At 68.8% G+C, this 10,844-nt stretch carries 14 protein-coding genes and 1 pseudogene; 4 read left to right on the forward strand and 11 right to left on the reverse strand.

Going from position 1 to position 10,844, the window contains the following annotated elements:
- Positions 1 to 549: 549 nt before the first annotated feature.
- From AB0F91_RS46075 to AB0F91_RS46095, 5 genes and pseudogenes are all read right to left on the reverse strand, one after another.
- On the reverse strand, positions 550 to 1,380 hold the full coding sequence (locus tag AB0F91_RS46075) for a helix-turn-helix domain-containing protein (protein ID WP_360608702.1): 831 nt from the start codon (positions 1,378 to 1,380) through the stop codon (positions 550 to 552).
- A gap of 397 nt (positions 1,381 to 1,777) precedes the next feature.
- A complete protein-coding gene (locus AB0F91_RS46080) occupies positions 1,778 to 1,957 on the reverse strand; it encodes a hypothetical protein (protein ID WP_360608678.1) in 180 nt (59 codons plus the stop codon).
- A 319-nt stretch (positions 1,958 to 2,276) separates the two neighbouring features.
- A pseudogene (locus AB0F91_RS46085) lies at positions 2,277 to 2,681 on the reverse strand (maleylpyruvate isomerase N-terminal domain-containing protein).
- Between the two features lie 219 nt (positions 2,682 to 2,900).
- Positions 2,901 to 3,719, reverse strand: coding sequence for an SAM-dependent methyltransferase (locus tag AB0F91_RS46090; RefSeq protein WP_360608680.1), 819 nt, complete (start codon positions 3,717 to 3,719; stop codon positions 2,901 to 2,903).
- Between the two features lie 256 nt (positions 3,720 to 3,975).
- Complete coding sequence (locus tag AB0F91_RS46095) at positions 3,976 to 4,377, reverse strand: hypothetical protein (protein ID WP_360608682.1); 402 nt, start codon at positions 4,375 to 4,377, stop codon at positions 3,976 to 3,978.
- Between the two features lie 435 nt (positions 4,378 to 4,812).
- Here AB0F91_RS46095 and AB0F91_RS46100 point away from each other — a divergent pair, with 435 nt between their 5' ends.
- Complete coding sequence (locus AB0F91_RS46100; RefSeq protein WP_360608684.1) at positions 4,813 to 5,004, forward strand: hypothetical protein; 192 nt, start codon at positions 4,813 to 4,815, stop codon at positions 5,002 to 5,004.
- Between the two features lie 53 nt (positions 5,005 to 5,057).
- On the opposite strand, the gene AB0F91_RS46105 is transcribed toward AB0F91_RS46100, so the two are convergent.
- The 3 genes from AB0F91_RS46105 to AB0F91_RS46115 all read right to left on the reverse strand — a co-directional run bounded on the left by AB0F91_RS46105 (position 5,058) and on the right by AB0F91_RS46115 (position 7,280).
- The gene (locus AB0F91_RS46105) at positions 5,058 to 5,417 is read right to left on the reverse strand and encodes a hypothetical protein (protein ID WP_360608686.1); all 360 of its coding nucleotides are present in this window, start codon (positions 5,415 to 5,417) and stop codon (positions 5,058 to 5,060) included.
- Positions 5,418 to 5,903: 486 nt separating this feature from the next.
- Positions 5,904 to 6,056, reverse strand: coding sequence for a hypothetical protein (locus AB0F91_RS46110; protein WP_360608688.1), 153 nt, complete (start codon positions 6,054 to 6,056; stop codon positions 5,904 to 5,906).
- A 324-nt stretch (positions 6,057 to 6,380) separates the two neighbouring features.
- Positions 6,381 to 7,280: a LysR substrate-binding domain-containing protein gene (locus AB0F91_RS46115; protein WP_360608690.1), complete on the reverse strand. Its 900-nt coding sequence runs from the start codon at positions 7,278 to 7,280 to the stop codon at positions 6,381 to 6,383.
- 209 nt (positions 7,281 to 7,489) lie between these two features.
- Between AB0F91_RS46115 and AB0F91_RS46120 the strand changes: the two genes are divergently transcribed.
- Together AB0F91_RS46120 and AB0F91_RS46125 are read left to right on the forward strand one after the other, a co-directional pair.
- Entirely contained in the window at positions 7,490 to 8,305 is an 816-nt protein-coding gene (locus AB0F91_RS46120) for an LLM class F420-dependent oxidoreductase (RefSeq protein WP_360608692.1), read from the forward strand.
- Between the two features lie 67 nt (positions 8,306 to 8,372).
- Positions 8,373 to 9,098, forward strand: a complete 726-nt coding sequence (locus AB0F91_RS46125; protein ID WP_360608694.1) for an SDR family oxidoreductase — start codon at positions 8,373 to 8,375, stop codon at positions 9,096 to 9,098.
- 468 nt (positions 9,099 to 9,566) lie between these two features.
- On the opposite strand, the gene AB0F91_RS46130 is transcribed toward AB0F91_RS46125, so the two are convergent.
- Complete coding sequence (locus AB0F91_RS46130) at positions 9,567 to 9,890, reverse strand: hypothetical protein (RefSeq protein WP_360608704.1); 324 nt, start codon at positions 9,888 to 9,890, stop codon at positions 9,567 to 9,569.
- On the opposite strand from AB0F91_RS46130, the gene AB0F91_RS46135 reads away from it, so the two are divergent.
- A complete protein-coding gene (locus AB0F91_RS46135; RefSeq protein ID WP_360608696.1) occupies positions 9,813 to 10,127 on the forward strand; it encodes a hypothetical protein in 315 nt (104 codons plus the stop codon). The genes AB0F91_RS46130 and AB0F91_RS46135 overlap by 78 nt on opposite strands.
- A gap of 166 nt (positions 10,128 to 10,293) precedes the next feature.
- On the opposite strand, the gene AB0F91_RS46140 is transcribed toward AB0F91_RS46135, so the two are convergent.
- The gene (locus AB0F91_RS46140) at positions 10,294 to 10,428 is read right to left on the reverse strand and encodes a helix-turn-helix domain-containing protein (RefSeq protein ID WP_360608698.1); all 135 of its coding nucleotides are present in this window, start codon (positions 10,426 to 10,428) and stop codon (positions 10,294 to 10,296) included.
- 56 nt (positions 10,429 to 10,484) lie between these two features.
- Positions 10,485 to 10,844, reverse strand: a 360-nt coding sequence (locus AB0F91_RS46145) for a TetR-like C-terminal domain-containing protein (protein ID WP_360608700.1), incomplete at its 5' end; no start/stop codon positions are given.

Here is a 10,844-nt window from a genome sequence, read left to right on the forward strand (position 1 = left end):
CATCAGCCTCTGCCCACACCACATCGGCGCCATCGTCCAGGCAGCCCTCGTCCTAACCCACCACGAACACCACAGACACTACTGAGAAAACCTCAATGGGGCAGCGTGGGGTTAAAGTCGGCGCCTTCGAGCGGAACGGGGCGTCCTCACGCCACGTTCCTCACGGGTAATCAGTAGGTTGAGATCAACTTGAGATATGGGCGTTTCGGCCACGGATACCCCTCCAGCGTGCTGAGCACGAAGGGATCACGATGGCTGTCCATCAGCTCCTCGTAGAGCACAGGGATCCCGGACGGCAGGGCCACGAACCGTGTACCCGCAGGAGCCTTGGTCCCGCCCCTTCTTCGGGCGGGTGTTGCCACGCCTCGCAGGCGGCCGCGTGCGGTCATCCGAGTGGCGATCATTACTCCTCCGGCCTCCCTTGTAGACCTTCCCACCGACTTCCTTCAGCGGTGTCCGGAGCTCGATCCCGCGGCGCTCGGAATCGTGCTCACTCATGCTGCTGCTGCCCGACAAGTTCACCCCATCGAGCACCGGTGAGGAAATCCGTTAGACACAACACGAACCCCGACATTCCCAGGCCCATCTCGTAGAGCCGCATCGCGGCCCGCAGCGCCTGAGCCGGACTAGCGACCAGCCCTCGGTGTCGAACTCGCCACTGGTCACGCGGACACCGCTGCAGGGGTTGGCCGGGATCATCCGCGCACGCACAGCGCCGTTGAGGATGGTCGAGAACAACGCGAAGTACGACGACACCAACGCCTCGGCGTAGTCCTGGTGCAACTTCGAAAGCCACCGCTCGACCTCGACATAGCCGTTGAAGATCGCGACCAGCGACCACGCCTTCCACTGCGGGAGCAGCTGGTTGTCGAGGAACGGCCGATACTTCGCGACCGTGGTCAGCTCCAGCCGCGGAGACACCGCCTCCAACCACTCCTCGGCGAAGTCCCCAAACCGGGTTTCGCCATCACGCGGATCCAGCCACAAGTTCCGCCGGATCTGCGCCTCCTGCTCCAGACCCCGGTCCTCAGCAGCCTTCTTAGCGGGAAACCAGTACTGCGCAAGGTCCCCCAGCGACACGCGCCGCCGTGCCGGCTTCGCAGGAGCGGCGCTGAGCCGAACGATCTCGGCCACATCGCCGCGAGTGAATCGGTTGTGCTTGCCGAACCGGTGATGCTGCAGAACACCGGCGGCGGCCTGATCCTTCAACGTCCTTGGAGACAGCTGCAGCAACTCCCCGACGTCTTCCGCCGTGAGCAGAGCGTCCGGATCCGCCGGCGGAGCCGGCGCGGCCGCACGCACCGCCGCCGCAACTTCTCGGATCGCTGCGGCGACTGCGGCGCAACCATGGGCACGGTCTCCGCTATTCTCGATTTCCACCAAGCACTACCACTTAATTCTTGGTCACCGCTAAACCCTTTCAGGGAAGTGTTCCAAATACCGGTGGACTTAATGGAATTTCGGGACACTATTGGCCGAGCTGCTGAACAACAACGCCAGCCACCTGTTCCGGTAGCTGTAAACCGCAGAGACAGCTCAGCCGTGCCGGGAAGAGATGGAACCCGCAGGGCTGAGCGGGGTGCGGAGTCAGTCCTGCAGTTTCGGCGCGAGGCGCGCGCACGGCGCGGCCGGTGTCGGTGAGGGAGACGAACGCGCTGTCGCCCGGCAGCGTGTCCCCGCCGCGGAGCTGCGGGTACGGCGGCCGCCCGGTGACGGCGAGGTAGTCGAGCGCGATGGCGGCCGACAGCCCGCGGGTTGCCGCGGCCAGGCGCGTCAGCTACGGCAGCGCGACGCTGGTCTGGACACCGAAGTGACGGGTCGAGACCACCCCGAAGACCTCCTCCTGGTGCTGCAGGGACTTCATCTCCAGGTACACCTCCGCGCTCAGCCCGGCGGTCTGCTCCCCCAGCGGCCCCGAGGCCACCACGGCGTGGCTGTAGCCGTTGACGGGAAGCATGCCTCGACGCGTACGAGGGGGTGCATCGTCACGTCCTACTCATCCGGGTCCCAGGCGCTGAGCTGGTCGAAGACGGCGGTCGCCGTCGAGCTTCAGGGAGTTGATCGGGACACGGTCGTGCAGGATGAGAACCAGCTCGCCGGCTGTGCCCCAGGCGGAGGCGTTGGCCGCGTCCGGGTCCTGGTCGGCAGCGGTGGCGATATGCTGCCGGGCCCGGGGAGACAGGCGGTCCGTGCACCGTCTGCGGAGAGCGCGAGGCGCCAGGAGCGGCCCTCGGAGGCGTGGAAGTCGACGACAGCGGGCTTGTGGGGCCAGGCACTCACCGTGCGACACAGGTGGACAGGAACTCGTCGACACCGTCGAGTGCCAGCTCGACCGGCAGCGGCTGCGGGGCACCCACGGTGATCTGGGCGTCGTAGGTGTGCACCGCCATCTGCTGGGGCTGGTGCCGAGCTGCACCGGAGGTCTGCGGCGACTGCGACGTCTCCCACCACGTCCAGCAACCACGATCCGGGCCGGCCTTCCGCAGTGCGTCCAGCAATTGCTCCGCAGACTCCGCCAATCAGGCCGGCAGGGCCTCGCGCTCCCGAGGCGCAGCCGGGGCGCCCTCCGCTGCGGACTCGGCCGGAGCAGGCCCCGCGGCGACGGTGGCGGCCCAGTCGCGGCGCCCCTCGCCGATGTGCTGCGCCAGATCGAACAGCGTCCACTCGGGGCAGGTCGGCACCTGTACCTCGATGCTGGGCGCGGAGGCAACCTCGGCGCGGAAGGCGGTCGACCGTTCGTCGATCAGTCACAGCAGAACGGGGAACTCGAGTGTCATTGGCACCCTGAATCGCGAGCACTGCGTTCCGACAATCGGAGCTGCGGTAGCCCCCGCGACCTGCATCAAGCTCGTGATCACCGGCTTGGCGCTAACCGCTGTACCGCTGTGTCCCAAGGGCGGTCAGGGTTTGCGGCCCACGGCTGCGAGCAGGCAGTGATCGGAGAGTTTGAGTGGCTGCATGCGGGGGCCCGCGGGCCACCAGTCGGCCGGCTGGACCAGGCCGGGCTTGAGCAGCTCGAGTCCGGCGAGCATGGTGTTGATCTCGGCGCGGGTACGGAAGTGGATCCGCCCTGAGGAGGCGCCTTGGTACACGCGTTCGATGTTGCGGGCGACGACACTGTACTCGTCGTCTTCGGGATCGAGGGCGTGGCTGAACACCACATACGATCCCGACGGCAGGGCGTCGAGGTAGTTACGCAGTACGGCGGCCGGGTCGTCGGCGCAGAAGTGCAGGCTCATCGAGTGGATCAGTGCAAGGGGTTTGTCCCAGTCGAGCTCGCCGCGCACGGTCTGATCGGCCAGCAGCTTCGTGGGCTGGAAGATGTCGCCGCGGACGATGTGGGTTTGCTCGTTGTCGGCCAGCAGCGCCCGGCCGTGGGCGAGCACCACCGGATCGTTGTCGACGTAGACCACACGCGCGTCGGGGTTGGACCGTTGTGCGACCTCGTGGACGTTCTCGGCCGTGGGTAGCCCGGAACCGCAGTCGAGGAACTGGTCGATGCCGATGTCGCGGGCCAGGAAGCGTACGGCGCGGATCAGGAATTCTCGAGCGACGATGGCCAGTTCGGTCACCTCGGGTGCTACGGCTTGGACCTTGCGCAGCATTTCCCGGTCGACCTCGTAGTTGTCTTTGCCACCCAAGCCCGCGTCGTAGACCCGGGCGGTACTCGGCACGGTCGGATCGATGACCATCGCAAAGTCGTCGTCGAGCTCGCTCATGAGCAGCAACATACCGCTAAGCGTTCGCGCTTCGACTTTGACCGGTGGCCACCGTAATGAGGCACCCGGGTGTCATCCGCGCACCCTGGGTTTCTAGCACGCAAAGGCTTCGCGGCTGCCCCGGCCAGCATGGCGGGGACACCGGGGTCGCCGTAGTACCTGCCGCGTGTACGGCCTCGGCCGCCGTGGTCTTACCGCGACCCGAGGGACCCGCGCAGCACGAGGAGCGTGCTGTTCTCGGGCCCGGTCAGGGTGTTCATCGTTGGTCTGAAGCCAGAGAGAGGTTCTCGCCGGCTGTGATGAGGCCGGCGAGGGCGGGGGCGGCGCTGTCGGCGAGCTGGTGGGCTTGTTCGAGGTAGGCCTCGGTGGTGGCGAGGGTGGCGTGGCCGAGGTCGAGGGAGATCTGGCGGATGGGGATGCCGTGGGCTTCGGCGGCGATGGCGTAGAGGTACCGGGCCGCGTGCGGGTGGATGGTGTCGGCGATCGCGCGCACGGCGGCGGCGTGCGCGCGGATCGTGCTTGAGTTCGCGCCGCGGCGCCGCAGGCTGCGGCACAGGTACTGCAGCGCGTCGGTGATCTGCTGGGGCTCCAGCCGAATCCCGAGGCGGCCGGCCAGCAGCGGTCGGTCCGCCGGTTTCGCGGACACCTGCCCGCGCACGGCGATCTCGCGGTGGCCTCGGTGGCGTCGCGGTCGGCGAGGTACTCGTCGCTTCTGGCGAGAACCCAGTCGACGACGAGGCGGACCCAGCGGCGTTTGCAGCCTTCGCCGCTGATCCGCAGCGCGGGTTTCCCGTTGGGGGCCGGTGCAGTGGAGGCCGCGCCGGTTGAGCGCGCAGAGCTCTTTGCGAGGTGGCCTGAGTGGTGGCTCGGCTCGCGCGCCGTGGGCTCGGCTGATAGGTCGCGCCGATTCCGGAGTCGAAGGCCAGTGGCAGGATCGGCGCCTGGTCCTCAACTGCCTGCCCGGAATCGACCGGCGCAACCTGCGCGACACTATCCAGCGGCTGGCTACGATCTAGCCAACCTTGCCTCAGCGCATCTTTCGGGTGAGGCACATGCGTGGCTGCTGTTCTATCTGGAGTGAACCACCGACGCGGTGCGGGGGCTGCGCGGCCTTGTCAGCAGCGAGGAGATTGACCGGCTAGTGCTGACCCGCCGCTACGGGCTGCTGCTGACCGGTAGCTTCGCCGGCGCCGAACAGCAACGGCTGGTCAATGGCCTGGTGTCGGTGGAGATCGACCAGCGCGTCGCAGCCTTCAAGGAGGCCCACGCGGCGATCGAGGGCTAAATCCGTAACTGGGACGATGACGATCGAGTGTTCGTCGTGGTCGACACCAACGTCTACCTCCACCACCGGGACCCGGTGGAGATGTTGGACTTCGCCGCGCTGGTCGCCCGCGATCGTGCCCCGGTGTAGACCGCCGCCGTCGTGCCGGTCGGGTCCGTGACCGCCGAGACCAGCCCGTTGATGTAGGCGAAGCTCGTCACCCGGCCCGGGGAGTCGGTGATCGACGCGGTGGGGCCGTCGGCGTTGCAGCGCGGGGTGTTGGCGTTGCCATTGCGTTCGGCCTGCGCCAGCAGCCAGCCCGCAGGGCTGAACGTCCAGCGCTCGTTCGAGCCGTCGAAGATCAGGCTGTACTTCCCATCCGAACCCCTTCGACAGCTCGGCGTGCACCCCGGGCGCTTCGATGTAGCTGCCACCGCAGGACGACACCGCCGCCGTGCCGAAGCCGGGCGTGTAGCCCGTGAGCCAGGCCGCGGTCGGGGGCTGGCCGCCGGACGGGGTGTGGTTCACCGTGGTCGGCGGGGGTCCACACCGTCGACGGCGGCGCCACCGTGTGCGCCTTGGCGGACGCCACGTGCGGTACAGAGACCACCAGCGCCCCCAACGTCGCCGCAGTAACAGCCAACGCAGATCTATGCCGGAGCATTCTTCCCCTCGAATGAAGTGCGTGCAGCCTCGACCGCGCCCCCGAACACGCCGATCTCCTCAGGCCAACGATCACCCCAGAACACCGGCCACGCGGCAAAACGATCGTGCGGAACAGGGCATCCGATAAGGCCCATTCGCCCGACTGTTCCCGACGGTCGGCGTGAGCCAGATGATTCACCGCACGTGGCTGCACTGCGGTCTCGCTCGGTTGCCGGCCCGCCCGGGCTGCAGCGTGTAAGAAGTCTGTTTCTCAACTACATGGACACGTATTCGCGGAAATTGCCGCGGACGTGGAGGCGGTAGTCGGCGAGTGCGATGCCCAGCGTCGGGAGCCGCTTGGCGATCTGCGTGTTCGGTGAGCGGCGTGGTGACCGGAACGTAGGCGTAGCCGCGGTCGTCGGTGTCACACTTCGACAGGTTCGGATCGCCGTAGCGGCGGCTGGACCTGCTACGCCCCGGCCAAGCCGAGGTCGACCAGGCGCCGCAGCTCCTCGACCTTGCGGGCGAAGTCCTTCCGCATGCGCCCTGCGACCAGGTCGGTCGAGTCGTGCTGGCTTTGAGGACCCGCGTGAGCAGACGCCGCTGCGACGAGGACAAGGTGGTCAGGTCTGCCTGCTCGACATCTTTCTTGTGGGTTAGGAACTGAGACTCCGGGTCGCGTCGGGATTAGGTCGCCCGGCAAGTGGAACAGGCCTGCGCTGCGGATCGGAGGCCATCGCTCACCAAGCTGGCTAGCGGCCGGTGACGTCCAGGGCGGCGACCAGCGTGGCCAGTGCCCGCTGCCGCGCCTCGGCCTGCCAGACCGCCCAGGTGCGACGGACGACGGGGTGACCGGCCAGCGGGTGCCAGAGCAGGCCGTCGGGCAGTGCCTGGCCCCAGCCGGGTGAGGCGAGGGCGAAGGCGCGCCCGGTGGCGACGGCGGCCAGCTTGACCTCCGACGGTACCGGCTGATCGGCCACCACCGCCGGGTCGACGCCGCTGACCCCGTGGCTGCGCAGGGTGGCCCTGACCTGGTCGTGCCAGGCCGGAGCGTCGGACCGGGCGAATCCGATCCAGGACAACCCGGCCAGCCGGTGCAGCCGCACACCGTCGGCCTCGCGGAGTTCGGCGGACCGGGCAGAGGTCAGGATCACCCCCATCGCCTCCTCCACCGCGAGCACGCTGTCCAGCCGCGGATCGTCGGGACGGTCCCGGACGAGTGCCAGGTCCAGTTCGCCGGCTTTCAGCTCGGCGAGCTGCACTGTGCTGCGCGCGTGGCGCACGAGCACCCGGACATCGGGGTGGCCGGCCCGCACTTCGGCGATCGCGGTGGGCAGCAGGTCGGCAGGCAGCTCCAGGGGCACCCCGACCCGCAGCTCGCCGTCGGAGCCCGCGCCCGCGCGGGTGATCGTGGCGACCAGCCGGTCGTGCTGTTCGACGAGGGCCCGGGCCTCCACCAGCAGCACTGCGCCGAGTTCGGTGGGCCGGGCACCGTTGTGGTCGCGGACCAGCAGGGTGGCGCCGGCCTGCGCTTCCAGTGTGCGCATGGTCTGCGACAGCGCGGACTGGCTCACGTGCAACCTGCGGGCGGCGGCGGACACGCCACCTTCGTCTACCACGGCCACGAACGCTCGGAGTTCCCGGATCTCCATCAGTACCGCGCACTCTCCTCATGCCGTCGCCCGGCCGGATCCCATGCTACCCAGCCGCTCACCGGCCATGACCGGACTCGCGCACCTGCTTATGGACGCCATCGTCGAGACGGTTGGCCCGGACGGAACACCGCCGGGTGTCGGGGACTTGACCCGGGTGCGGGTGGCACACCGCCCCCGCTCTCCGCTCTACACGGAAGGACCCGGCGATGACACGTCCGGTTCGGATCGGTGCGCACCTGTGGCCCGGTGGCGCGCCCAGCTACAAGTCCTGGCGAGACGCGGTGCTGCGCGCCGAGGACATGGGGGTGGACGTTGTGTTCGGCTACGACCACTTCCACAAGCCGTTCGTGCGGCTCACCAGTGAGGGACCCGAGTTGCTGCCGGAGCAGCCCGATGTCGCCAACTTCGAGGCGTGGACCGCGCTCGCGGCCTGGGCCGAGATGACGACCCGGGTGGAGATCGGCACGTTGGTGACGGGAATGGGTTACCGCAACCCGGATCTGCTCGCCGACATGGCCAGGACGGTCGACCACATCTCCGGCGGCCGGCTCATCCTCGGCGTGGGGTCCGGTTGGTACGAGAAGGACTACTCGGTCTACGGCTACGACTACGGCACCGTGAAGTCCAGGATGGATCACTTCGCCGACGGGCTGCGCCGGATCGAGCACCGGCTGGCCCAGCTGAACCCGCCGCCGGTGCGGCCGATTCCGATCCTGATCGGTGGCTCCGGCGAGAAGCGGACCCTGCCGCTGGTCGGCAGGCATGCCACCATCTGGCACAGCTTCCTTGACCTGGACACCTTCCGCCGCAAGGACGATCTGGTCCGGCAGTTCGCCACCGAAGCGGGCCGCGACGAGCGCGTGATCGAGCGTTCGATCGCGTGGCCGGGCGATGGTGGCGCCGCGGACGGGTATGCCGCTGCCGGCGTCACGTTGTACACCACCGAGATCCACCCGACCGACCTCGGGTACGACCTGTCCCCGCTGAAGGACCTGCTGGCCTGGCGGGACAACCGGAACTGATCCCGGCCCAACCCCTTCCCGGCACAGACCGCGCCCGGGAAACCCGCAGCACAACGAGGAACGAATCATGGAACTGGACAACCACGTCGCCCTGGTCACGGGCGGCACCGCGGGCATCGGCCTGGAGACCGCCCGTCTGCTCGCGGACAACGGAGCTCAGGTGATCATCTCGGGCCGCGACGAGGAGAGGGGGAAGGCGGCGCTCGCCGGGCTCGGCGACCACAGCGGCGTCCGGTTCGTCCGCGCCGACCTCGCCGACCTCGATTCGGTGGAAGCGCTGGCCGAGCAGGCCGGCCCGGTGGACATCCTGGTCAACAACGCGGGCGCGTTCCCGACCTCACCGACCGTGCGGCAGTCCGTCGCCGAGTTCCAGCAGGTGTTCGACACCAACGTCCGCGGGGCCTACTTCCTGGTCGCCAGGCTGGTGTCCGGGATGATCGACCGCGGCCGAGGCAGCATCGTGAACGTGACCAGCGTGGCCACCGCCAAGGGCATCCCCGGCGCCTCGGTCTACAGCGCGTCCAAAGCGGCGTTGGAGTCGCTGACCCGCACCTGGGCGGTGGAGTTCGGCCCCCAGGTCCGGGTGAACTCGGTGGCTCCCGGCCCGACCAGGACCGACGGCGTCCTGGTCGAGTGGGGCGAGAGCGTCGAGGACCTCGGCCGGGCCACCGCGCTGCAGCGCACCGCCGCGCCGCAGGAGATCGCCGAGGCGATCCTGTTCGCGGTCTCGCCCCGGGCGAGCTACCTGACCGGCTCGGTGATCCGGATCGACGCCGCCGGCACGATCGCCTGACCGCCGACCACGACGCATCAGGGCCGGGGCCGCCGATCTCAGGCGTCCCCGGCCCGAAATCGCCCGCCAATGAACGCGACGGGCCACACCGTGAATCCTCGCCAGCACGACCGGCGCAACGCGGTGCAGGCCTTGATGGCCGCTTGCTCGATGCTGTGCCGTCTCGACGAAGAGGCAGCCCGGAAGGCCGCCTGACGGCGAGGTCAGCGAGCGCAAGGTCATCGAAGACCAGCTCAGTCGTCGCGGTGGCCGGTGGACTCCGGTGGTGTCAGCCCGAGCGCGTCCGGCTCGGGCCGGCTGCGTGCCAGCTCGTCGTTGCGCTCGGGGAGGTGGTCGGAGGCTGACCTCGGTGGTGTGCACGATGTAGTCGCGGCCGGAGATCTCGCCGTCGAAGTCGTGGTTGGTGACAAGCCCCCGATCAGGTTCTGGGTGGTGAGCTCACGATCGTCTCCTTCGTGGGCGGCCGCGTCACCGGCCGCCGCGGTAGCGGCTGAGAGCGTCGGCGTGGTCGTCCCTCTGGCGCACGTGCGCGTCGAGCGCGTCGGCGTGCTCATCGAGGGCTTTGGTGTGTGCGGCCAGGGTGCTGTTCTGCTGGGCCAGCAGGTCGTTGCCGAGCGGGCGAAAGGCTTGTAGCTCAGCTGCGGCGTCAGCACCCGCCGACCCGAGCGCACCTCCGCCTACGCCAAGGCGATCGCCGAACAGCTCGCCGCCGAAATGCCTCAGCTCGTGGTCGCGAAGATGGCGAAGAACCTGCGCGCCAACAAACTGTTCATCGACCGGAGCCAGAACCACGTCGCGAAGACCACCATCGCTGCCTACTCCCCGCGAGGCCGCGACACCCCCACCGCCTCGACCCCGATCACCTGGGATGAGGTCCGCGCCTGCGCACCCCGGCCGAGCTCACCTACACCGCCGACGACGTGCTGCACCGCGTCGACGAGCACGGCGACCTGCTCGCCGAGTTTGCCGGCACCCACGTGGCGTTACGCGGCCGCTGACCCGCCGCAGCCGGCCACCTTGGGGTGCTAGCCACGAAGCACCCGACCCGCGTAGCGTCGCGCGCCGTGGGCCCGGGGGTTCCGTCCCCAGACCCCGGGTCACCGGGCCCGCAAGCCTCGTTCTCCGGGCGCCGTTGACCGGGGTGAGTAGCTTCCCCACCAGCTGTCCAAGCGGTGGTATACCTCACTAGCAGTGATCAGTCGTTGGCGGCGCGGTGGTCGGCGAGGACCTTGTCGACCGTGCCGACGGACAGCTTGGTAGCGCGGGCGACGGTGCGAATGGACTCGCCCTCGGCGTGACGGCCGAGAATGACACTGCCCGAGAATGACACTGCGGCGCCCCCGGTGGGTACAAGACGACGGTGCCCGCGCGCGGGGGGCCACGAAACTACACGCGTTCGGCAGGCGGTGTCGTGGAGCGGACTCCGGCCAGCAGGAGGTCCACGAGCCGGCGGACGTAGTCGAGGTCAGCCGGCAGATTGCGTTCCAGGACGCGGAAGTGCAGCGAGCCAGTCAGGGCCTCCAGCAAGAGTTCCGCGTCGGTTTCGCGCGGGAGTTCGCCCCGGTCGATGCCGCGGTGGATGACTGCGCCCGCGCGGTCGAGGCGGGCGGCCCGAAACTGCTCGAGCAGTTCCTCGAATCGTGTGTCGTCCGGTTGGACGAGGGTGATCCGGGCCAGCGCCCGGCCGGTGGGCGTGGCGAGGAAGGCAGCCAGGTCGGTGAAGAAGGCCGTCAGGTCCTCACGGAT

Origin of the sequence: Amycolatopsis sp. NPDC023774 (genome assembly GCF_040639695.1) — a bacterium.
Taxonomy (GTDB): Bacteria; Actinomycetota; Actinomycetes; order Mycobacteriales; family Pseudonocardiaceae; genus Amycolatopsis.

Bases quoted from the DNA above. Each gene is read 5' to 3' on its own strand.
- AB0F91_RS46090 (WP_360608680.1), bottom strand. From the start codon at position 3,719: ATGAGCGAGCTCGACGACGACTTTGCGATGGTCATCGATCCGACCGTG.
- AB0F91_RS46115 (WP_360608690.1), bottom strand. From the start codon at position 7,280: ATGGAGATCCGGGAACTCCGAGCGTTCGTGGCCGTGGTAGACGAAGGT.
- AB0F91_RS46135 (WP_360608696.1), top strand. From the start codon at position 9,813: ATGCCTCAGCTCGTGGTCGCGAAGATGGCGAAGAACCTGCGCGCCAAC.
- AB0F91_RS46080 (WP_360608678.1), bottom strand. From the start codon at position 1,957: ATGCTTCCCGTCAACGGCTACAGCCACGCCGTGGTGGCCTCGGGGCCG.
- AB0F91_RS46120 (WP_360608692.1), top strand. From the start codon at position 7,490: ATGACACGTCCGGTTCGGATCGGTGCGCACCTGTGGCCCGGTGGCGCG.
- AB0F91_RS46125 (WP_360608694.1), top strand. From the start codon at position 8,373: ATGGAACTGGACAACCACGTCGCCCTGGTCACGGGCGGCACCGCGGGC.